The sequence below is a fragment of the Streptomyces sp. NPDC093544 genome (assembly GCF_040683495.1).
Lineage (GTDB): Bacteria > Actinomycetota > Actinomycetes > Streptomycetales > Streptomycetaceae > Streptomyces.
In genome coordinates this window covers 70,738-93,306 of the sequence record NZ_JBFBEA010000012.1, presented here as the reverse complement: position 1 = coordinate 93,306, position 22,569 = coordinate 70,738, and the positions used below count along the sequence as shown (strand labels likewise).

The 22,569-nt window shown below is 69.9% G+C and carries 17 protein-coding genes; 11 read left to right on the top strand and 6 right to left on the bottom strand.

Going from position 1 to position 22,569, the window contains the following annotated elements:
- The first annotated feature begins 26 nt into the window (after positions 1-26).
- From AB0N66_RS19770 to AB0N66_RS19750, 5 genes are read left to right on the top strand one after another with little or no spacing between them, the layout of a single operon-like run.
- The gene (locus tag AB0N66_RS19770) at positions 27-1,367 is read left to right on the top strand and encodes an extracellular solute-binding protein (RefSeq protein ID WP_365436329.1); all 1,341 of its coding nucleotides are present in this window, start codon (positions 27-29) and stop codon (positions 1,365-1,367) included.
- Between the two features lie 17 nt (positions 1,368-1,384).
- Positions 1,385-2,353 (top strand): sugar ABC transporter permease, encoded by a 969-nt coding sequence (locus tag AB0N66_RS19765; RefSeq protein WP_365436324.1) that lies wholly within the window; start codon positions 1,385-1,387, stop codon positions 2,351-2,353.
- The gene (locus AB0N66_RS19760; protein WP_365436321.1) at positions 2,350-3,213 is read left to right on the top strand and encodes a carbohydrate ABC transporter permease; all 864 of its coding nucleotides are present in this window, start codon (positions 2,350-2,352) and stop codon (positions 3,211-3,213) included. The genes AB0N66_RS19765 and AB0N66_RS19760 overlap by 4 nt, the downstream gene beginning before the upstream one ends.
- 59 nt (positions 3,214-3,272) lie before the next feature.
- Entirely contained in the window at positions 3,273-4,253 is a 981-nt protein-coding gene (locus tag AB0N66_RS19755) for a hydroxyacid dehydrogenase (protein ID WP_365436805.1), read from the top strand.
- Positions 4,250-6,157, top strand: a complete 1,908-nt coding sequence (locus tag AB0N66_RS19750; protein ID WP_365436318.1) for a DUF2264 domain-containing protein — start codon at positions 4,250-4,252, stop codon at positions 6,155-6,157. Before AB0N66_RS19755 ends, AB0N66_RS19750 begins: the two co-directional genes overlap by 4 nt.
- A 53-nt stretch (positions 6,158-6,210) precedes the next feature.
- On the opposite strand, the gene AB0N66_RS19745 is transcribed toward AB0N66_RS19750, so the two are convergent.
- From AB0N66_RS19745 to AB0N66_RS19725, 5 genes are all read right to left on the bottom strand, one after another.
- Positions 6,211-7,212, bottom strand: a complete 1,002-nt coding sequence (locus AB0N66_RS19745) for a LacI family DNA-binding transcriptional regulator (RefSeq protein ID WP_365436315.1) — start codon at positions 7,210-7,212, stop codon at positions 6,211-6,213.
- A 100-nt stretch (positions 7,213-7,312) separates the two neighbouring features.
- Entirely contained in the window at positions 7,313-8,635 is a 1,323-nt protein-coding gene (locus AB0N66_RS19740) for a GH1 family beta-glucosidase (RefSeq protein WP_365436312.1), read from the bottom strand.
- Positions 8,632-9,453 carry a carbohydrate ABC transporter permease gene (locus AB0N66_RS19735; protein ID WP_365436309.1) on the bottom strand — a complete coding sequence of 274 codons (822 nt, stop codon included), beginning with the start codon at positions 9,451-9,453 and terminating at the stop codon, positions 8,632-8,634. Before AB0N66_RS19735 ends, AB0N66_RS19740 begins: the two co-directional genes overlap by 4 nt.
- 2 nt (positions 9,454-9,455) lie before the next feature.
- Positions 9,456-10,340, bottom strand: a complete 885-nt coding sequence (locus tag AB0N66_RS19730; protein WP_365436306.1) for a sugar ABC transporter permease — start codon at positions 10,338-10,340, stop codon at positions 9,456-9,458.
- A 275-nt stretch (positions 10,341-10,615) separates the two neighbouring features.
- Positions 10,616-11,902, bottom strand: a complete 1,287-nt coding sequence (locus tag AB0N66_RS19725) for an extracellular solute-binding protein (protein ID WP_365436303.1) — start codon at positions 11,900-11,902, stop codon at positions 10,616-10,618.
- A 307-nt stretch (positions 11,903-12,209) separates the two neighbouring features.
- Here AB0N66_RS19725 and AB0N66_RS19720 point away from each other — a divergent pair, with 307 nt between their 5' ends.
- A complete protein-coding gene (locus AB0N66_RS19720; protein WP_365436300.1) occupies positions 12,210-14,426 on the top strand; it encodes a glycoside hydrolase family 9 protein in 2,217 nt (738 codons plus the stop codon).
- A 134-nt stretch (positions 14,427-14,560) separates the two neighbouring features.
- Positions 14,561-15,472, top strand: coding sequence for a glycoside hydrolase family 6 protein (locus tag AB0N66_RS19715; RefSeq protein WP_365436802.1), 912 nt, complete (start codon positions 14,561-14,563; stop codon positions 15,470-15,472).
- Positions 15,473-15,633: 161 nt separating this feature from the next.
- Here the strand turns inward: AB0N66_RS19715 and AB0N66_RS19710 are convergent, their stop codons facing one another.
- Positions 15,634-17,832 carry an MMPL family transporter gene (locus AB0N66_RS19710; protein ID WP_365436297.1) on the bottom strand — a complete coding sequence of 733 codons (2,199 nt, stop codon included), beginning with the start codon at positions 17,830-17,832 and terminating at the stop codon, positions 15,634-15,636.
- A gap of 150 nt (positions 17,833-17,982) precedes the next feature.
- Here AB0N66_RS19710 and AB0N66_RS19705 point away from each other — a divergent pair, with 150 nt between their 5' ends.
- The 4 genes from AB0N66_RS19705 to AB0N66_RS19690 all read left to right on the top strand — a co-directional run bounded on the left by AB0N66_RS19705 (position 17,983) and on the right by AB0N66_RS19690 (position 22,566).
- The gene (locus tag AB0N66_RS19705) at positions 17,983-18,636 is read left to right on the top strand and encodes a TetR/AcrR family transcriptional regulator (RefSeq protein ID WP_365436294.1); all 654 of its coding nucleotides are present in this window, start codon (positions 17,983-17,985) and stop codon (positions 18,634-18,636) included.
- A gap of 131 nt (positions 18,637-18,767) precedes the next feature.
- Positions 18,768-19,367 (top strand): XRE family transcriptional regulator, encoded by a 600-nt coding sequence (locus AB0N66_RS19700; RefSeq protein ID WP_365436291.1) that lies wholly within the window; start codon positions 18,768-18,770, stop codon positions 19,365-19,367.
- A gap of 92 nt (positions 19,368-19,459) precedes the next feature.
- Positions 19,460-20,359, top strand: a complete 900-nt coding sequence (locus AB0N66_RS19695) for a class I SAM-dependent methyltransferase (protein WP_365436288.1) — start codon at positions 19,460-19,462, stop codon at positions 20,357-20,359.
- A 140-nt stretch (positions 20,360-20,499) separates the two neighbouring features.
- On the top strand, positions 20,500-22,566 hold the full coding sequence (locus AB0N66_RS19690; RefSeq protein WP_365436285.1) for a sigma-70 family RNA polymerase sigma factor: 2,067 nt from the start codon (positions 20,500-20,502) through the stop codon (positions 22,564-22,566).
- The last annotated feature ends 3 nt before the right edge of the window (positions 22,567-22,569 follow it).

Below are 22,569 nucleotides of genomic sequence, written 5' to 3'. Positions count from 1 at the left end.
TCCGACAAGAGCCACGGGAGGTCCTTGTGCCCCGTCGACCAAGCCGCCGATCCCTGCTCGCCGCAACCGCCGCAACCGCTGCCACAGGGACGGCAGTTGCCGTCAGTGGTTGTTCCGGCGGCGCCAGTGGTACGACGCACGGCCGTACCGGTGCCGTGCGCATCAGCTTCTGGTCCGCCCTGCGCGGCAGCCAGGAGGTGGTGGACGCCTTCAATCGCACACACGACCGCATCCAGGTCGACTTCCAGCAGATCCCGTCCGGCAACCAGGGCGGCTACGCCAAGCTGAGCAATGCCGCCCGCGCCGGGAACGCCCCGGACGTCGCCACGATCGAGTACCCGCAGATCCCCGGGTTCGCCATCGACGGTGTCGCCCGGGACATCACCGACCTGGTGGGCGGAGAGCTGCGTGCCAAGCTGCTGCCCCAGGCGTTCGATCTCACCACGTTCGAGAAGCGGGTCTTCTCCGTGCCGCTCGACGTGGAGCCGATGGTGCTCCACTACCGCTCCGACCTGTTCGAGGAGTTCGGCCTCGACGTGCCGCGCACTTGGGAGGAGTTCGCCGACACGGCGCGCGCGGTCCGCCGCACATCCGGCGAACGCCGCCTGGCGCTGTTCCCGACCGACGGGGGTACGCAGTTCGCTGCCTACGCCTGGCAGGCAGGCGCACAGTGGTTCGACACGCGCGGCGGGTCGTGGAACGTCTCCCTTTCGGACGCGCCCACCCGGAAGGCCGCCGCGTACTGGCAGCGCCTCATCGACGAGGACCTGGTGTTCGCCAACGCCGCCGACAGCCGTCAGAGTGACGCCCAGCTCGGCGAAGGCCTCGTGCTGGCGCGGCTCTCGGGCGCGTGGGACGCCGGTGCGCAGATGGGCGCGCGGCCGGGACAGAAAGGGCAGTGGGCACTGGCCCCGCTTCCCCAGTGGGACCTGGACCGTCCCGCCGTCGGCACCCACGGTGGCTCCACCTTCGCCGTCACCAAGGACAGCCGGCACCCGGAAGCGGCGATCGAGTTCATCGCCTGGCAGGTCTCGCACCCCGACGCGCTGCGGGCCCGGCTGTCCAGTGGGACCAGCAGCCAGTTCCCGGCCGCGCCGGCCCTGGTCTCCGTCGGGCGGGCCGCGTTCGACCGGTCCTACTACGAGGGCCAGGACCTCTACCGGCTCTTCGCCGAAGAGGCCGGGAAGATCCGCGACGGCTGGGTCTGGGGTCCGCGCATGTCGGCCACCCAAAGGGTCATGCAGGACGGCTTCGCCCGCGCCGCCGCCGGCCAGGGCTCCCTCCTGGACGCCGTACGAGCGGCGCAGGACGGCACCATGCCGGACCTCAGGTCCCTCGGTCTGTCCACCACCCAGCACAGCACCTGAGAGGCAGGTGACCGACGATGACCACCACCATGAGCCCGGCCCGCACCGGGAACGCGTCCACCGCCGCACCGGCCAGGCGTACCCGGGCCGGTGCGCGACGCCGCGAAGGCGCGGCCTGCGCCGTCCTGATGGCGCCGTTTCTCGCGCTGCTCACGATCGTCTTCCTGATCCCCGTGGGCACCGCCGTGTGGCTGAGCCTGTTCAGCGACGACCAGCCCGGACTCGGCTTCGGCCCGGAACGTACGGTCTTCACCGGCCTGCGCAGCTACGCCGCCGTGCTCACCGACCCGACCTTCCTCGGCGGTCTCGGCACCGTCGTCCTGTACTGCCTGATCTACCTCCCGCTCATGGTGGTCGGCGCGCTCGCCCTCGCCCTGCTGTTTGATTCCGGCGCCGTCCGCCTGCGGGCCTGGGCGCAGTTGGTGCTGTTCCTGCCGCACGCGGTACCCGGCGTCATCGCGGCGATCATCTGGCTGTATCTGTACACCCCAGGCATCAGCCCGGTCGTCGCCCTGCTGGCCAAGGGCGACATCACCGTCGACTTCCTCGGCGTGCACACCGTGCTCCCCTCGATCGTGAACATCGCGCTGTGGAGCAACCTCGGCTACAACATGGTGATCTTCTACGCCGCTCTGCAGGCCGTGCCCCGCGAGGTGATCGAGGCCGCGGTAGTCGACGGCGCCGGACCGGTCCGCACCGCGCTGAGCGTCAAGGCCCCGCTGGTGCGCCCCTCGATCGTCATGGTCGCCGTCTTCACCCTGATCTGGGCACTGCAGCTGTTCACCGAACCGATGCTGCTCAGCCAGTCCACTCCGATGATCAACTCCCGGTTCACACCCAGCATGTACATCTACGACGCGGCTTTCACCCGCAACAACTACAGCCTGGCCGCGGCCGCTTCGGTCATCCTGCTGATCTGCACCATCGCGCTGTCCTACGGCGTCACCCGCTGGACCAACCGCACAGGCAAGGAGGCCGGCCGATGAGCAACGGCTCCGCCACCGCACTGCGCCCCCGGCTGCTGGGCCGCACCGCGGTCAACACCGTCATCGGTGTAGCCGTCCTCTACACCCTCCTGCCGGTGCTGTGGCTGGTGCTCGCCGCCACGAAGAACCGCGACGCCCTCTTTAGCAGCGACCTCTTCAACCTCGGCGACTTCTCCCTCGTACGGAATCTGGGTGACCTGTTCGCCATGGACGGCGGGCTCTACGCCCGGTGGTACGCCAACAGCCTGCTCTACGCCGTGCTGGGCGCCGCGCTCAGCGCCCTGATCAGCGTGGCCTGCGGCTACGCCTTCGACAAGTACCGCTTCCGGCACAAGGAGAAGGTGTTCGGCCTGGTCCTCGCCGCCGTGATGGTGCCGCAGACCGTGCTCGCCCTGCCGCTGTACCTGATGGCCTCCGAGGCCGGCCTGGTCGACACCTTCTGGGCGGTGTTCATCCCCGTGCTGTTCAACCCCTTCGGCGTCTACCTCGGCCGGATCTTCAGCCAGGGATACGTACCGAACGAGGTGCTCGAAGCCGCCCGCGTCGACGGAGCCGGCGAACTGACCACGTACGTACGGGTCTCGCTGCGGATGCTCGGACCCGGCCTGGTCACCGTCTTCCTCTTCCAGTTGACTGCCATCTGGAACAACTTCTTCCTGCCCATGGTGATGCTCTCCGACGAGCACCTCTATCCGCTCAGCCTGGGCCTGTACACCTGGAACAGCTCGGCGACCGTCTCGCCCGAGTACTACCCCGTCGTCGTCACGGGCTCGTTGCTCGCCATCGTGCCGCTGATCGCCGCCTTCATGCTGCTCCAGCGGTTCTGGCGCTCGGGCCTGACCGCAGGAGCCGTCAAGTGACCCTGTCGCAGCACCTCACGCAAGCGGTCCCGGCGCACCGTCCCCGGGCCGCACTCGCCATGTCGACGGACGCGGCGCGCGCCGTGCTCGGACCCGGGGCCCGCGCCGCCCTCGCCCGCGTGTGCGATCTGCACGAAGGGCCCGTGCTCGACGACTTCACCACCGCGTACGCCCGCTCCGTGCTGCGCGACGCCGAACTGCTGGTGACCGGCTGGGGCTGTCCGCCCCTCGACGAAGCCGCTCTCGCGGCGGCGCCTCGGTTGCGTGCCGTCGCCCACACCGCGGGTAGCGTACGCGGCCACCTCACCCCCGCCTGCTGGGAACGAGGCATCGAGGTGTCCTCGGCGGCGGCGGCGAACGCCCTGCCGGTCGCCGAGTACGCCGTCACCATGATCCTTCTCACCGGCAAGTACGTACTGGAACGCGCCCGTGCCTACCGCGCCGCGCGCACTGCCCCCGACCCGCTCGCGGTACCCCACGAGGTCGGCAACCACGGCCGCACGGTGGGCATCCTGTCCGCCTCCCTCATCGGCCGCCGCGTCATCGAACTGCTGCGCCCGTACGACCTGCCCATCCTGCTGCACGACCCGTACGTCTCCGCCGAGGAGGCCCGCGCACTGGGCACCGCGCCGGTCCCGCTCGGTGAACTCTTCGCGCGCAGCGACGTGGTGAGCGTCCACACCCCGCTGCTGCCCGCCACCCGCGGCCTGGTCGACCGCACGCTGATCGACTCCATGCGCCCCGGCGCCGTACTGCTGAACACCGCCCGCGGCGCGGTCGTCGACCAGGACGCACTCACGGACGCCGCCGTCGACGGACGCGTCCGGGCCGTCCTGGACGTCACCGACCCCGAAGTGCTGCCGCCGGAGCATCCGTTGTGGGACTGCGACAACGTGCTGATCACCCCTCACCTGGCGGGCTCCCAGGGCAACGAGTGGGGTCGTCTCGCCGATCTCGCCGTCGCCGAGGTGACCCGCTGGGCCGCGGGCGACGGCTTCGCCCATCCCGTACGACCCGAGAGGCTGGCCTTCCTCGCATGAGTGCCCTGGAACTCCCGGCCGACGCGCGGGAGTTGAGCCCCCGCACCGGCTACACCCGCGACCATTGGGAGGCCGCTGCCGACGGCCTGCTCCGGGCTGCCTGGCGGTGGGCGTCCCCGCGTGGGGCCCTGCTGGACCTGCCGGGGCGCCCCTCTGCCTCCGGCGTGCGGTCGGACGGACTCGAAGGCTATGCCCGCACTTTTCTCGCAGCGGCCTTCCGAGTCGCCGGCGCCGGCGGCAAGGACCCGCACGGCCGGCTGGAGCGGTACGCCGCGGGACTGGCCGCGGGCACGGCCACGCCCGGCCGGGACGACGCCGAGTCGTGGCCGGCCATCCGCGACATCCACGTCCACGGCCAGCCCATGGTCGAGTCCGCGTCCGTGGCCCTCGGGCTGCGCCTGACCCGGCCCTGGCTGTGGGACCTGCTGGAGCCGGACGTACAGGACCGGGCCGAGCAGTGGCTGCGCGGAGCTCTGCGTCATGTGCCCGCGCCCAACAACTGGTACCTCTTCCCCTACACCGTCGCCGGGTTCCTGGAGTCGGTCGGCCGCGGTGACTCGGAGACCACCCGTGCGCGGGAGCGGGCGGAGTACCTGCTCGACACCTGGTACCGCGGCGAGGGCTGGTACGCCGACGGCGACGGCCGTGCCTTCGACCACTACAACGGCTGGGCCCTGCACCTCTACCCGGTGCTTGACGCCCATCTGGCCGACGACAAGGACCGGTTGGCGCGACTTGGCGCGCGACTGCGCGAGCACCTGGACAGCTTCGGCCTGATGTTCGGCGCGGACGGCGCCCCCCTGCATTTCGGCCGCTCCCTCACCTACCGCTTCGCCGCCGGCTCCGCTGTCGCCCTCGGGGCGCTCACAGGGCACACCCCGCTCTCGCCGGGCAGCTCCCGGCGTCTCATCAGCGGCTGCCTGCGCCACTTCCTGGACCGCGGAGCCGTCGACTCGAACGGGCTGCTGAGCCTGGGCTGGTACGGGCCGCACGAGGCCACGCTCCAGCCCTACTCCGGCCCGGCCTCGCCGTACTGGGCGTCCAAGGCGTTTGTGTCGCTGCTCGCCCCGGCCGGACATCCGCTGTGGACCGCGCCGGAGGAGCCCGCGCCCAGCGAGACAGCCGACCGCGTCCTCGCCCTGCCGGGACCCGGCCTGCTGATCCACTCCACTCGCGCGGACGGCATCGTACGGCTGCACAATCACGGAAGTGACCACGTACGGCCACATGAAGGGGAGTCCGCCGCTCAGGACGACCCGCATTACGGACGGTTCGCCTACTCCACCCGCACCGGACCGACCGCGCGCGCCAATGTCGCCGACAACCACGTGAGTGTGGAGGTCGCGGGTGTCGGCAGCGTGCGCCGGCGTATCCGCCCCCTGGGAGCGGGCCACGTCGGGGACTGGGGCTGGGCGGCCTCCTGGCACCTGCCGGTGTTCGTGAGCGGGCCACCGATGGTGCCGGGACTGCGGGTGGAGAGTGTCACCGTGGCGCGCGGCCCCTACGAACTGCGTGTGCACCGGGTGGTGGGCGCCCCGCCCGGCGCCCGCGTGACGCAGAGCGGCTGGGCCACCGAGCCCGGGGATTCCTTGGCCTCCGTCCTGCGGCCGCTGTACGGCTGGAGCGCGGAGGACACGGTGTGCGCGCCGCAGGGCACCGCGTTCGCCCGGTCGTCGGTGCTGGTGCCGCGTCTGACCGGCCCCGCGGACGGCACGTCGGTGTACGTGTCGCTGGCCGCGCTCATCGGCGAACCCACCCCGGCCGCCGCGGCACAGGACACGGTGTCCGGGGTGCGCGTCGCCGACGGGACCGTCGAGGTGCGCTGGACGGACGACGGCTCGCTGACCCGCGTCCGCTTCGAGCCGTTGAGCGTCGAACGGATCGACGGCTCGAAGCAGACGTAGACGTCGAGCGGATCGCGACGGCTCGAAGCAGACGTAGGTCAGGCCGAGTTAGCTCAGGCCGAGTGGCGGATGACCAGTTCGGTGGGGAGGATCAGCGGCGTCGGCTGCTCGCCGTTGATCAGCCGGAGCAGCATCCGGGTCATCTCACGGCCCAGCGCCTCGATGGGCTGGTGGACAGTGGTCAGCGCGGGCTGGGTGTGCTGGGCGGTGACGATGTCGTTGAAGCCGACCACCGCGATCTCGTCGGGTACGGCACGGCCGCGCTCCCGCAACACCTTCAGGGCGCCGGCGGCCATCGCGTCCGAGGCGACGAACACCGCGTCCAGATCCGGGTGTTCGTCCAGGAGCCGGATCATCGCCGCGGCGCCGCTCGGCTCGCTGAAATCACCGTGCGCCACGCGCTTGTCGCTCAGACCCGCGAGGACCACCGCCTCGCGGTAGCCGAGATAGCGGGCGACGCCGACGTACTGGTCCTGCTCGCCGGTGATGGTGGCGATGCGCTGTCGCCCCATGGAGATCAGGTACTCCACGGCCTGCCGGGCGCCGCCCCGGTTGTCGGCGTCCACGTACCACCGCGGTGTCTTCTCCAAGGGGCGTCCGCCGTGCACCACGGGGACCCCGCCCTCCTCGGAGATCTTGGTCAGCGGGTCGTTCTCGCGCAGCGCGAGGAGCATCACGCCGTCGGCACTGCGCGACTGCAGGATCCGGGTGAGCCGGGCGCGCCCTCGTTCGGAGGCCGCCAGGACGAGCAGCAGCTCCAGGTCGGTCTCCTCGATGACGGAGTTGACGCCGGTGATCACCTCGGCGAAGAACTGGTTGGCGAACAGTGCGGGATCGTCGCTGGAGATCGCCAGAACGACCGCACCCCGGCGCTGTGTGGCCAGCGAACGCGCCGCGGCGCTGGGCACATAGCCCAGTTCCGCCACGGCCCGCTGCACCGCCCGCCTGGCCTTCTCGCTGACGTGCGGGGCGTTGTTCATCACGCGCGAGACGGTCCCGCGGGACACACCGGCGCGCTCCGCCACCTGGTCAAGAGTGGGCTGATGATTGCTCATGTACCGAAACACTCCGGGGCGAGGGGGAGAATGCGGGGCAGAGTACCAAGGTTGTGACCGCTCCCAGTCGGATGAGGAACGGCTCGCACCGACAACGGGGTCACAGGGCGCCCCGCTCGATGACACCGGCGTACCAGCGGGCGCTGTTCTTGAGGGTACGGCGCTGGGTGGCGTAGTCGACATGCACGATCCCGAAGCGCTGGGCATAGCCGTAGGCCCACTCGAAGTTGTCGAGCAACGACCAGGCGAAGTATCCCTTCAGCGGTACACCGGAGGCGATGGCCCGGGCGCAGGAGCGCAGATGAGCGTCCAGATAGGCGATGCGGGCGTCGTCGTGCAGGGGTTCGTCGAAGGCGGCGCCGTTCTCGGTGATGTAGAGAGGGAGCGCCGGATAGTCGCGGGCGAGCCCCGACAGCAGGGCGAACAGCCCTTGTTCGTCGATCTCCCAGCCGATGCCGGTGCGGGGCCGACCGCCGTCCATGACGCGTACTTGGGGTGAGCCGACGTACGCGGTCGGGACGGGTTCGGTGGCGGCGCTCACGAGCAGAGGCGCGTAGTAGTTGATGCCGAGGAAGTCCAGCGGAGCGGCGATCGTCTCCAGGTCATCGTCCTGGACGTGGCCGAAGTCCGTGACGTCCGCGAGGTCCTTCTGGACGTCGTCGGGGTAGGCCGCCCTCAGCAGCGGGTCCAGGAAGATCCTGTTCTGAATGCCGTCGATGCGGCGGGCCGCGTCCTGGTCGGCTTCGCCGGCGCTGTGCGGGCGTACGTCCGTCAGGTTGAGGGTGATGCCGACGCGGCTGCCGCCCAGCACCCGGGCGGCGAGGCCGTGCCCGAGCAGCAGGTGGTGGGCGGCGCGCACGGCGGCGGCGGGCTCGCGTCGGCCGGGGGCGTGGCGGCCGGTGGCGTAGCCCAGGAACGCCGAGCACCACGGCTCGTTGAGGGTGGTCCAGTGGGTGACGCGATCGGCCAGGGCCTCGTGGACGATCGCCGCGTACTCCGCGAAGCGCGACGCGGTGTCCCGCTCGGGCCAGCCACCCGCGTCCTCCAGGGGCTGGGGCAGGTCCCAGTGGTAGAGGGTGGGCCAGGGCTCTATGCCCCGCTCAAGGAGTTCGTCGGTCAGGCGGCGGTAGAAGTCCAGGCCACGCTGGTCGACGCGGCCGGAGCCGAGCGGCTGGACGCGCGGCCAGGCGATGGAGAAGCGATAGGCGTCCAGGCCCAGGCCGGCCATGAGCGCGACGTCCTCGCGATAGCGGTGGTAGTGGTCGGCGGCCACGGCGCCGGTGTCCCCGTTGTCGGTGGCACCGGGGGTGGCCGAGAAGGTGTCCCAGATGGACGGCCCGCGGCCGTCCTCGGCGACGGCGCCCTCGATCTGGTAGCCGGATGTCGCGGCGCCCCACAGGAACTCCGGGTCGAAGGTGCTCAAGCCTTCACCGCTCCTTCCATGATGCCGCCGATGATCTGCCGGCCGAACGCGACGAAGACGAAGAAGAGCGGGACGATGGCGACCAGAGCGCCCGCGAACATGAGGGTGTAGTCGGTGTAGTACGTGGTGGAGAGCTGGCTCAGCGAGAACTGCACGGTCGGGTTGTCGGCCTCCAGGACCGCCAGCGGCCACAGGAACTCGTTCCAGGTGCCCATGAAGGTGAACAGACCGAGCACGGCCGCGCCCGGGCGCAGTGCGGGCAGGACGACCGTCCAGTAGATACGGAAGGTGGAACAGCCGTCGACGCGGGCGGCTTCGATGAGTTCGTCGGGTACGGCGCGCTCGGCGTACTGGCGCATCAGGAAGACGCCGAAGGCGGAGACCAGGAAGGGGACGATGACAGCCTGCAGACGGTTCTGCCAGCCGAACTCCACCATGATCATGTAGAGCGGGATGATGCCCATCTGCACCGGGATCATCATGGTGGCGAGGATGACCAGGAGCAGCGCGTTCCGGCCGCGGAACCGCAGTTTGGCGAAGGCGAAACCGGCCAGCGAGCTGAAGAACACCACGGCCACGGTGACCGTTATGGACGCGATCGCGGAATTGAGCATGCCGGTGAGGAAGTTGGCGTCCTCGGCGGCGAACAGGCGGGAGAGGTTGCCGCCCAGCTCGCCGCCCGGCAGCAGTGGCGGCGGCCAGTCGCCGACGACGTCGTTGGTACGGGTGGCGACCACGAACAGCCAGTACAGCGGGAAGACCGACAGGCCGATCGCGACGAGAAGGGTGAGGTAGACCAGCGGTTGGGAGCGGCGCACGGTTATTTCGCCCTTCGCGTGATGAGGAAGTTGACCAGGGTGAGCAGCCCGATGAACAGGAAGATCATCCAGGCGATCGCCGAGCCGTAGCCGAGGTCGAAGTCCCTGAACGCCTTCTCGAACATGTACATCGACACGGTCTGGAACTGCCGCAGACTTCCGCCGGAGATCGCGTACGCGCCCTGTCCGAAGATCAGCGGCTCGGTGAACAGCTGCATCCCCGCGATGGTGGAGACGATCACGGTGAAGACGACAGCGGGCCGGATCATCGGCACGGTGATCGACCGGAGCTGGCGGAAGCTGGACGCGCCGTCGATGCGTGCGGCCTCGTACAGGTCCTTGGGGATCGACTGCATCGCCGCCAGGTAGATGAGCGCGTTGTAGCCGGTCCAGCGCCAGTTGACCATCGCGGAGATGGCGATCCACGACGACCACTTGTCCGCCCGCCAGTCCACCGGGCTCACTCCGACGAGACCGAGCAGGCCGTTCACCATGCCGGCGTCCCGGTCGAAGATCTGGCTGAAGACGATGCCGACCGCCGCGACCGAGGTCACGATCGGGATGAGCACGCCCATGCGCAGGAAGGTCAGCCCGCGCAGCCTCTGGTTGAGCAGGGCGGCGAGTACCAGAGCGATCAGCAGCTGCGGAACAGTGGCGAGGACCAGCATGCCGACGGTGTTGACCACCGCGTTCCAGAAGTCGGGGTCGCCGAACAGCTCGGTGTAGTTGGCCAGTCCGACGAACTCACCCTGGCCGGCGAGTTCCCAGTCGTGCAGGGACACCCAGGCGGTGAAGCCGAGGGGGAAGAGCCCGAATACCCCGAAGATCACGAAGAACGGGGCGATGAAGAGGTAGGGCGAGCCCTTGGCATCCAGGCGGGACAGCAATCCACCGCGTGGGCCGGTGCTTTGGGAAGACCTTCGTCCGCCGGTGGCGGGGGTGGGGGTGGGGGGGCCCGGGTCCCGGGCGCTCTGCCCGGACGCGCGTGGCGGCCGTGTGTCAGTCACCAACTCAGTTCCTTTTGTGCTGGGCGCCGAGCAGTCTCGGGGGAGGGCCGGCTGCGTTCAGCGCGTCTGTGCCCGGCGCGTGCCTGTCCGGGGGTACGTGGCCGTCCGGGGCGGGCGCGGCACCCGCTCCGGGCGCCGCGCCACGGCCGGTCGGGCTACTTCGCCGCGCGCTCCGCGTCGTCGAGGGCCTTCTTCCAGGCCTCGTCCGCGGAGAGCTTCCCCTGCTCCAGGGCGGAAAGCGCGTTGCCGAAACGGTCGTTGATGGGGGTGTTCTCCGGGCCCAGGTAGACGGGCTTGAGCGCCTTCACGCTCTCGCCGAAGATCTTCCCGACCGGGGCGTCGTTGAAGTACGGATTGGTGAAGCCCTGGACCGTCGGGTCGTCGATCGCTTTCAGGGCCGAGGGGAAGTTGTTCTTCGTCTTGAAGGCGGCGGTCTGCCCCTTCGCGCTGGTCAGGAACTTGACCAGGTCGGCGGCCTCCTTCTGGTGCTTGGACTGCTTCGGCACGGCGAGGAAGGAGCCACCGCGCACCGCGCCGTCGCCGGGCACCCTGGCGACGTCCCACTTGTCGGCGTTCTCCGGTCCGGACTGCTTCTCAATGGTGCCGAGCATCCAGGAGGGGCAGGGGATCGTGGCGAAGGTGCCCTTCTTGAATCCGGCGTTCCACTGCGGGCTCCACTGCAGGATGTTCGCCGAGAGCCCGGCGTCGATCATCTCGGCGGTCTGGTCCCAGGCGGTCTTCACGCCGGGGTTGGAGTCGACGACGAGATTGTTCTCCCGGTCGTAGTACGTGTGGTCGCCCTGCTGCATCAGGATGTTCTGGTAGATGCCGCCGGCGGAGTCGAAGAACCGGGCATCGGTCTTGGCGTCGGTGAACTTCTTGCCGGCGTCCAGGTAGGCGTCCCAGGTGGGCCACAGCTCGCCGACCTTCTCGCGATCGGTGGGCAGACCCGCCTTCTTGAACAGGTCGGTGCGATAGCACATGCCCTGCGCGCCGACGTCGGTGCCCAGGCCGACCAGGTTCTTGCCGTCGGGCGTGAGGGCCTGCTTCCACTTCCAGTCGAGGTACTCGCCCTCGAGGTCGGCGGCTCCGTGGTCGAGAAGGTTCACGAACTGGTCGGGGCGCTCCATAAACTTGGAGATGATGCCCTCCTCCAGCGCGACGACGTCGCCCGCGCCGCTGCCGGTGGCCATCCACTGTTGCAGCTTGGGCAGGTAGTCGCCCATCTGTGCGATGTTCTCCTCCTTGATCTCGATGCCGGGGTGGGCGGCCTCGTACTCCTCGTAGAGCTTGTCGTAGCCGAACTGGCTGAAGGTCTTGACGACGAGCGTGGTCTTTCCTGATCCGGATGTGTCACCGGAGTCATTGCCGCAAGCGGTGATGGCGGCGAGGGAGCCGGCGAGAGCTATGGCCGCGAAGTGGCGGACCAGACGTGCGGACATACGGAATCTCCAGTCACGGACGGGGCGGCTTCCGTAAGCGCTAACGGTGTGAATGTGCGCTCACGGAGGCCGGTGAACACCTGTTGAGCTGCGGTGACGCCACGACTCTGCCGGTGCTGCGCTCGCAATCTGCTCAATAATTGGGAGCGGTTACAGCGAGGTTAGGAGCAAGTTGGCTCGTTGTGAAGCCAGTTGCAGCACTCGGATTTGTTTCCGCCCCGGGCATTGACAGCCGTCGCCGGGCGGGAGCAGGATCCGCCACTGACGCCGCGCTGTGCCGGGAACCCGCCATCCGAGAGGGCCCGGTATGACCGTCCCCATCAGGCTGACCGCGCTCGGCCTGCCCCTTGTGCTCCTGCTGGGCGCCACCGCATCAGCGGGCGCCGCCGATGCCGATGCGTACCAACGGGTGCTCAACGGCGCCTTCGAAACCGGGAAGACTCCCTGGTGGAGCAGTGCCAACTCGCCCTCGCGGGTGGAGTCGGGTCGGCTCTGCGCCGACATTCCCGCCGGCACCGTCCAGCCGTGGGAAGCCATGATCGGCCAGAACGACATTCCCGTGGAGGCCGATCAGCCCTACACCCTGCGCTTCACCGCGTCCGCCACCCGCGGCGTCACCATCCGCACCGCTCTGGAGCCGGTGGCGCCGAAGGGGCCCGCGGCCTTCAACAAGCAGGCCCAGCTGACCAGCGTGCCGAGGCAGTTCGAGTTCAGCGGCGTCTCCAGGGCATCGACGCTGCACGCACAGCTCAACTTCCAGGCGGGCGGCGCGCCGGAGCCGTACACCCTGTGCCTGGACGATGTCTCCCTGACCGGCGGCGTCGTCCCGCCGGGCGGCGGCCGTGACTTCGGCTCGCCGGTGCGCGTCAACCAGTACGGCTACGCTGTGAGCGGTCCCAAAAAGGCCAGCATCGTCGACCCCGCCACCGATCCCCTGCCCTGGAAGCTGCGCGACGCCGAGGGCAACGAAGTCGCCTCCGGCCGCACGAGCGTCTTCGGTGACGACCCGATGTCCGGCGACCACGTCCATATCGCCGACTTCTCCCGGCTGCGCACCACCCGGACAGGCCTCACCCTGCACGTGGGCGACCAGGTCAGCGAGCCTTTCGACGTGCTGAAGAACCCCTACGACACGCTGCGCCGGGACTCGCTCGCGTACTTTTACCACAACCGCAGTGGCATCGAGATCGAGGAACAGTACGTCGGAAAGGAGTACGCGCGACCGGCCGGTCACCTCGGTGTCGCGCCGAACAAGGGCGACACGTCCGTGCCCTGCCTGCCCGGCACCTGCGATTACTCCCTCGACGTGCGCGGCGGCTGGTACGACGCGGGCGACCAGGGCAAATACGTCGTCAACGGCGCGCTCGCCGCCTGGCAGCTCATGGACAGCTACGAGCGCTCCCTGCACGCGCGCGACACCGAAGGCGTCGGCGACGGCCTGCTGGCCATTCCCGAACAGGACAACGGCACGCCCGACGTCCTGGACGAGGCCCGCTGGGAGATGGAATTCCTGCTGCGCATGCAGGTGCCCGCCGGTGAACCGCTCGCGGGTATGGCGCATCACAAAATCCACGACGCCGCCTGGACCCCGCACCCGACGCTCCCGCACAAGGACCCCCAGCCCCGGCACCTGTACCCGCCGTCCACGGCCGCCACCCTCAACCTCGCCGCGGCGTCCGCCCAGTGCGCCCGCCTCTTCGCCCGCTGGGACAGGGCCTTCGCCGCCCGCTGCCGCGACGCTGCCGAGACCGCCTTCAAGGCCGCGCTTGCCCACCCTGACCGCCATGCCCCCGACAGGGGCGTCGGCGGCGGTGCCTACGACGACACCGAGGTCGGCGACGAGTTCTCCTGGGCGGCCGCCGAGTTGTACGCCACCACAGGCAGGCGCGGATACCTCCCGTACGTCGACACCGAACTCACCGCCGAGGGGTTCTCCTGGAAGGACACCGGGGCCCTCGCCGACCTCACCGTCCTGCGGCTGCCGCACCGCTTTCCGGCCGCCCGCGCGGCAGCGGCCCAGCGGCGCCTGCTGGCCGTCGCCGACGGCCACCTGCGTGACCTGCGGGCCCAGGGCTACCCCAACCCCTCCCTGCCCGCCGACGGGGAATACGCGTGGGGTTCCAACAGCGCCACCACCAACAGCGCGATGATCCTCGCCATGGCCTACGACCTGCGGCACAGGCCCGCCTACCGGGACGCCGTCCTGGAGTCCATGGACTACCTGCTCGGCCGCAACGCCCTCAACCAGTCGTTCATCAGCGGCTACGGCGAACGCGCCGCCCACAACCAGCATCACCGGCACTGGGCCCACCAGTTGGACCCCACGCTGCCGAGTCCGCCGCCCGGCTCCCTGGCCGGCGGCCCCGACTCGAAACTCCAGGACCCGGTGGCCCAGCAGAACCTTCCGGGCTGCGCCCCGGCCAAGTGCTACATCGACGACATCGGCTCGTACTCCACCAACGAGGTGGCCATCAACTGGAATTCCAGTCTGGCCTGGCTCGCGGCCTTCGCCGACTCGCGCTGAACCACCCGCCGTCGGTCCCGCCCGTGCACGGGACGGTGCGCGTGCGGGACCGAGCCGAGGGCTCCACGGCAGCCCACACCCGATGAGAGGGGATCACCATGCGTGTCCGCAGCCGTCTCACCACGGCCCTGCTCATGCTCGCCGCCCTGACCGTGCTCACCGCACATCCGGCGGCCGCGGCCAGTCCCATCAGTCTGACCAGCGGCTTCTACGTCAACCCCAACTCCTCGCCCGCCACCTGGGCCAGGAACAACGCCGCGGACTCCCGCGCGGCCCGTATCAAGTCCGCGATCGGCGACCGGCCCATCGCCCGCTGGTTCGGCAACGAGAGCGGCGCCGACGCCATCGGGGGCTACGTCGGTGCGGCCGACAGCCACGACAAACTGCCCGTCCTCGTGGCGTACAACATCCCCGGCCGCGACGCCTGTGGCGGGCATTCCGGCGGCGGCGCCGGCAGTGTCGGCGCCTACCGCACCTGGATCGCCACGTTCGCGGCCGCCGTGGGCGACAAGCCCACTGTCGTGATCATCGAGCCGGACGCCCTGGGCGACTTCAGCTGTATGACACAGCAGGCGATCGACGAACGTCTCGGGATGCTCCGCTACGCCACCGAGAAGTTCAAGGAGAAGGCCCCCAACACCTACGCGTATCTGGACGGAGGCAACGCAGGCTGGGTCGCCCCGGCCACCATGGCCGGCCGGCTGGACGCGGCAGGCGTACGCAACGTCCGCGGGTACTCCGTCAACGTCTCGAACTACTACACCACCAGCGCCTCGGTGAACTACGCGAACCAGGTCAACTCCGCCCTGGGCTACAGCGCACCCTTCGTGATCGACACCAGTCGCAACGGCAACGGCTCCAACGGCCAGTGGTGCAATTCGCCCGGCCGCAAGCTCGGCGTCCCGGCCCAGGCCGGCGGGGGTGCCGAGATGCTGCTGTGGGTGAAGACCCCCGGCAACTCCGACGGGGAGTGCGGTATCGCCCCCACCACCCCGGCCGGCCAGTTCAATCCCACGCTGGCCACCCGCCTCATCGACGGAACCTGAACCGGGCGGCGGGGCGCGGCACTTGACGGCCGCGCCCCGTTGTTCCGCGAGTGCCGCGAAACCGGCCACTGGTCCGCGTCGACGTACGGACAGTGGGCCACGGTCACGCGGAACGCTCGGCCGGGAATCCCCGGCCGAGCGTTCCGCGTGAACCGCCTGTGTCAGACCTTGGCCGGCGTCCGCCCCTCCTCGGCAGGCGCGCCCTCGGAGATGCCCAGCCGCTTGTGCACGGCACGCAGTGGCTTCGGCGCGTACCAGGCCGTACGGCCCAGCAACCGCATCGCCGCCGGTACGAGTACGCCGCGGACGGCCACCGCGTCGATCAGGATCGCCAGGCCGCTGCCGAGCCCGAACATCTGGATGAAGCTGACGTTGGCCGTGCCGAAGGCGAAGAAGCTCACCGCGAGCAGGCCGGCTGCCATGGTCACGATGCGGCCGGTGTGGGAGAGGCCGCTGGTGACGGCGGTCTCCGTGTCGGCGCCCGAGTCGTGCAGTTCCTTGATCCGGCTGGTCACGAAGACCTCGTAGTCCATGGACAGACCGAAGGCGATGCAGAACATCAGCACGGTCATCGAGGTGTCCATCGGCTGTGGCGTGAAGCCAAGGAGAGAGGACAGATGGCCGTCCTGGAAGATCCACACCATGACACCGATGGCCGCCGTGAGGCTGATGCCGTTGAGGACCAGCGCCCGCAGCGGCTGGATCACGCTGCCGGTGAAGAGGAAGAGGATCACGAACGTGGTGCCGGCCACGAGGCCGATGGCGAAGGGGAGCCGGTCGGCGATCGAGCCCTTGGAGTCGACGAGTCGCGCGTCGGTGCCGCCGACCAACGTCTCGGTCCCGGCGGGCGGATCGATCGCCCGTACGTCCTTGACCAGGGTCTGCGCCTTGTCCGACTTGGGGGTGAGGTCGCTGACGACGGTGATCCGCTGGGCGTCCGGCCGGCCGAGTGCGGCGGCCGCCGGGCCGGGCGGGGCGGACCGGCCGTCGGTGAAGGTGCCGGCGGAGGTCTCCACGCGGGCCGCGCCGTCGAGCCGCGACAGGTCGGTCGCGTACGCGCTCAGCTCGGCCGGGGCCACGGGCCCGGTCGTGACGATCTGTACGGCGGACTCGTCGCTGCCGGTGAAGTCGTTCTGCACGGCGGTGGCGACCTGCCGGCTCTGGGCGGTCTCCGGCAGTACCCGCTCGTCCGGCGTGCCGAAGGTGACGCCGAGCAGCGGACTCGCGGCGAGCAGCAGGATCGCGAGGACCGGCAGCGCGGTCAGGGCGGGCCTGCGCATGACCGTACGGGCCAGCCGGCCCCAGAGCGGCGCCTCGGCGCTGCGTACGGTCTTCGCCCAGGGCAGCCGGCCGTTGTTGACCCGGTGGCCGAGCACGGCGAGCAGCGCGGGCACGACCAGCAGGGCGCTGACCGCGGCGATGATCACGACGCCGATGCCCGCGTAGGCGAACGAGCGCAGGAAGTACTGCGGGAAGACCAGCAGGGCGGAGAGCGCGATGGCGACGGTCGCGGCGGCGAAGGTGATGGTCCGGCCGGCCGTTCGCACCGTGTGCCGGAGCGCTTCGGGGACGTCGGCGCCCTCCGCGAGGTGTTCGCGGAACCGGCTGATCATGAGCAGCGCGTAGTCGATGCCGAGGCCTAGGCCGAGGGCGGTGGTGAGGTTGATGGAGAACACCGACACGTCGGTCAGGCTGCCGAGGACGTAGAGCTCGGCGAAGGTGCCGGCGATCGCGATCAGCCCGATGACCAGCGGAATCAGCGCCGCGACGACGCTGCCGAAGGCGATCACGAGGAGGATGAGGATCAGGGGTACGGCGATCGCCTCGGCCACCGCGAGGTCCGTGGCGACCTGGCTGGTCACGTCCTTGCCGACCGCGGCCTGGCCGCCGGCCTGCACGGTCAGTCCGTTCCGGTCGCCGGTGTACTCGTCGATGATCGCCGAGGCGTTGTCGGCCTGCTCGCTCTCGTCGCCCTTGATGTGGACCAGCACCAGGGCATCGTTCCCGTCGCGGGAGGTCAGCGAGGAGGCGCCGGTGTCCCAGTACGAGGTCACGTTCGCCACCGTCGGCTCGCCCTTGAGTTCCGAGGTGAGGGTGGAGCCGGCACGCTCGGCGGCGGGTGAGCCGATGCTGCCGTCGTCGGCCCGGACCAGCAGGACCAGGTTGCTCTCACCTCCGAACTTGTCGTCGATGAGCTCCTGGGCGCGCGTCGAGGGCGCGCTCGGATCCTCGAAGCCACCGCCCAGGAGCTTGCCGAACGCCCCGAAGCCGATGACCCCCATGGCGACCACGGCCACCACGGTGAGTGTCAGTACGAGCCGCCCCCGGCGGAGGGCCAGTTCCGTAATTCGGTCGTACATGGTCATCCCCCTTGATGTTTACGCTATTAACATCGACCGTGGCATACAAAGTTAACGGCGTCAACTTTGGGGAGTTAATGGCGTCAACTTGGGGCAGGATGAAGTCGGGACGGAGGCAGGATGAAGCCACGGCAGAGGCAGAATGGGCTCATGGAATCGATCACGGGCGGCAAGTCCCGCTACCACCACGGCGACCTCCGCAACGCGCTGATCGAAGCCGCCTTCGAGCTCGCGGCAGAGGGTGGCCCCGAGCGGGTCGTCCTGCGCGAGGCGGCCCGCAGCGTCGGCGTGTCGCCCACCGCCGCTTACCGCCACTTCAGCGGCCAAGGGGATCTCCTTGAAGCCGTGAAGGTCCGCGGTCAGCAGGCGCTCGCCGAATCGATGGTCGAGGCCGTCCGCGTACTGCCCGCACTCGACGATCCGGGTGAGGAGGCCGTGCGCAGGACCGAGGCGATCGGGCGCGGGTATGTGCGGTTCGCGATCGAGCACCCCGGGCTCTATCGCACCGCCTTCTGTCGTACGCCGACGGAGGACGGTGACTTCACCGGTCTCGAAATCCCTGAGGAGAGGCCGGAGTTCGCGGCGTTCGTAGAGCTTTCGAACACGCTCGACGCGCTGGTGGCAGGGGGGCGGATGCGGCCGGAGAACCGGCCCGCGGCCGAGGTCGCCGCCTGGTCGGCCGTCCACGGCCTCTCCCTGCTCATCCTCGACGGCCCGCTGGCCCGCCTCTCCGCCGACCAGCGCGACGCGGTGGTCGAGCGCACCCTCACGACCATCGTCGCGGGGCTCACGCGACAGGTGTGAGCTGGTGCGGCTGCCGTCCTCGCGAAGGTGGACTGTCAACCGCCACCGCCACCGCCACCGCCACCGCCACCGACGCCGACTGCGCCACCGCCATCGACTGCGCCTTGCCGCGTAGGCATAGGGTGTTGCCTATGACGCAAGGCAATGACGAGCTGGACAGCCTGGTACGGAAACGCATCCGTGCGCTGCGGGTGGCCCAGGGCTGGTCCCTGGAGGAGCTGGCCGGCCGCGCGAAGGTCAGCCAGTCCACGCTCAGCCGCATCGAGAACGGCCGGCGCCGCCTTGCCCTGGACCAGCTCGTCACCCTCGCCCGCGCCCTGGACACCTCCCTCGACCAACTGGTCGAGACCGCCACGGACGACGTCATCTCCAACCCGATGATCGACGGAGCCCACGGGCGGATGCGCTGGCCCATCAAGGCGGAGCCCGGCATGACCGTCGTACGCCAGCGCATGACCGATCCGCCGCCCGACAATCCCTCGCGCATGCGCGCCCACCCGGGCCGCGAATGGCTCGTCGTCCTCTCCGGCACCGCGATCCTGCTCCTGGGCAACCGGCGCCTGCGGATCGAGACGAACCAGGCGGCGGAGTTCCCCACGATGCTTCCGCACGCCATCGGCGCGGAGGGTGGACCCTGCGAGGTCCTGGGAATCTTCGACCGCGACGCCCGCCGCGGTCACCAGCGCGGTGAGGACGCCGGGAAGGCGAACCGCCCGTCACCGTCACCGTGATCGTTTGCGTGTTCCGCGGTCCAGCGGGCCATCGTCTTGCGCATTCCGCAACCTGCCAGGTCGGACACGAATGGCCCGCTTAGCGTGAGCGCATGAATCACCCCTCACCGCACACAGCGCACGACATTCACCGGCATGAGCATGAGCATGAGCACGACGCCGACGACCAGGTGGAGATCCTCGACCTGGACGCGGAAGTACTCGCCGAACACATCGCGTCCATCACCGCCTGGCTGCCCATCGAGACCAGCCCCCGCCGCATCGTGGATCTGGGCTGCGGGACCGGAGCCGGCACCCTCGCTCTGCTCGAGCGTTTTCCCGAGGCAGAGGTGACGGCCGTCGACCTCTCGGCCGCCCACCTGCACCGGCTGCAGGAAAAGGCAGCCGCAGCCGGAGCGGCCGACCGCGTACGCATCGTGCAGGCCGACCTTGATACAACGGGGTGGCCCGAACTCGACGCGATGGCGTGGCCCGAACTCGGCATGCCGCCGGAGCTGGTCTGGGCGTCGGCCTCCATGCACCACGTCGCCGACCCCGACCGCACCCTGCGCCAGGTCCACGACCTGCTGGCACCGGGCGGGCTGTTCGCCGTCGTCGAGCTGGCCGGCTTCCCCCGGTTCCTGCCCGAAGACGCTCCGGAAGGCGCTCCCGGTCTTGAGGAGCGCTGCCACGCCGCGATCGACCATCACCACGCCGAGCAGGTCCCCCACCGAGGCGCCGACTGGGGAACCAAGCTGACGAAAGCCGGCTTCACCGTCGAAGGCGAACGCACCATCACCGTCGACATCGGCCCACCCCAGACCGACGCGGCAGGCCGCTACGCACTCAGCAGCCTGCGCCGCATGCGCGGCGGCGTCGCATCCGCCCTGACCGCCGAGGACCTGGCCGCTTTCGACCAGCTGCTCGACACCGAAAGCCCGCACAGCATCCTGCGCCGCAGCGACCTGGGTGTGCGTACCGAGCGCACGGTGTGGGCCGCCCGCCGCACCTGAGTTCGGGCGTGCGCGACCAGGTGCAGGCCGGCGTGTATGAGCCGGTCCAGGGGGCCCTGAGCGGTGTGATGATGGCGTGATGTGATGATGGCGCACGGATTCCTGTTATGCCGACGCCGACGAGGAACCCTCCTCCAGTCATGACCGAGACATCACACAGCGGGTACGACGGGCCGGACGAGCCCCGGACGCGGGCCGCCCTGGTGCGGTCCGCGCAGGGCGGTGACCAGCGCGCCCTCGACACACTCGTGGCCGACTATCTGCCCCTGATCTACAACATCGTGGGACGCGCGCTGGACGCCCCCGCCGACACCGATGACGTCGTACAGGACGTCATGCTGCAGATGATCCGGGATGTGCCCAAGCTGCGTGACCCGGAGGCGTTCCGGTCCTGGCTGGTGGCCATCGCGATGCGGCAGGTGCGCCGGCACTGGCGGCTGCGGCGGAGCACGCCGGCGACCGCCGGGATCGAGGGGCTGGAGGAGATGGCCCTGCTCGCGGATCCCGGAGCCGACTTCGTCGACCTGACGATCACCGTGCTGAACCTGTCGGGGCAGCGGCAGGAGACGGCCGAGGCCACGCGCTGGCTGGACGCCGACGACCGCCAGCTGCTGTCCCTGTGGTGGATGGAGGTCGCGGGCCGCCTGACCCGTGCCGAACTGGCCACGGCGATGGAGGTGCCGACCCCGCATGCCGCGGTCGCGGTGCAGCGGATGAAGGCCCGGCTGGAATCCGCACGGGCGGTGGTCCGTGCGCTGGGGGCCGTGCCGCGGTGCGCGGAGATGAACACGGTGCTGCGCGGCTGGGACGGGCGCCCCGCCGGCCTGTGGCGCAAGCGGATCGCCCGGCATGTGCGCGCCTGCCCGGAGTGCGGCGGCGTATCGGTCGGCGTGGTGCCGGCGGAGCGGCTGTTGGCCGACCTGGCGCTGGTGGCCGTTCCGCCCGCTCTGCTGGGGCTGGTGACGTTGGGTGCTGGTGCTGGTGCTGGTGCTGGTGCTGGTGCTGGTGCGGGTGCCGGCGCGGGAGGAAGCGACGCGGCCACCGCGTCCTTCCACATTCAGTCCACGGTGGGCACCACGGGCAAGGCAGCGAGCCACGCCCTACGGAAGTCGGCGGGCATGGCCTTCGGCAAGGCAGCGGTCATTTCCTCCGCCGTCGCACTGGCCCTCGTGGCCACCACCGTCGCCTACACGCTCGGAGTGTTCGGGCAGGACAGCCGCGCTGACGACTCCTCAGCCGGTACGACCGTATCGGCGCCGCAGGCCTCCGGCGCCCAGCCGTCCACCACCGCGTCCACGACCCCCACCCCCTCGCCCTCGGCAACCGCGAAGCCGAAGGCCTCGGCCTCGCCCAAGGCCGCCGCGGCACCGAAGCCGGCCGCCGGGAAGGCGGCCACCGTCACCGACACGAAGCTGCCGGTGCGCGCGGCCTTCTACTACCCCTGGTACGACGAGAACTTCACCGACGGCGGCAGCCAGTACACCGCCTCGGCCGGCAAGTACGACGTCGACGACCCGGCCACCGTCGAGCGCCAGATCAAGGACATGCAGTACGGCGGTCTCCAGGCCGGCATCTCCTCCTGGTGGGGCGAGGGCAAGCGCGAGGACGTACGGCTGCCCCTGCTGATGTCCAAGGGAGCGGAACTCGGCTTCTCCTGGACGGTGTACTACGAGCACGAGGCGTACGCCAACCCCTCGGCCGCGGAGATCAGGGAGAGCCTGACCTATCTGCGCAAGTACTCCGACCAGCAGACCTGGCTGCATGTCGACGGCAAGCCGGTGATCTTCGTGTACGGCGGGGGCGGCGACGCGTGCGACATGGCCACCCGGTGGTCGCAGGCCAACGAGACCGAGGGCTACTACGTCGTCCTGAAGGTGTTCGGCGGCTACAAGGACTGCGCGAACCAGCCCGAGGGGTGGCACCAGTACGCCTCCGGCCTGGACGTGCAGAAGGGTTACTCGGCGATCGTGTCGCCCGGTTTCTGGCTGAACACCGCGAAGGAGCCGACGGTTCCGCGCGACCTCGACCGGTTCCGCGAGGAGGCCACCACCGTCGCCACCTCGGGTGAGCCGTTCCAGCTGGTGGTGACGTACAACGAATGGGGCGAGGGCACGGCCGTCGAGTCGGCCACGGACTGGCCGAGCTCCAGTGGCCACGGCGCCTATATGGACATACTGCACGAGGTGTTCACGGCACATCCACGCTGAGGG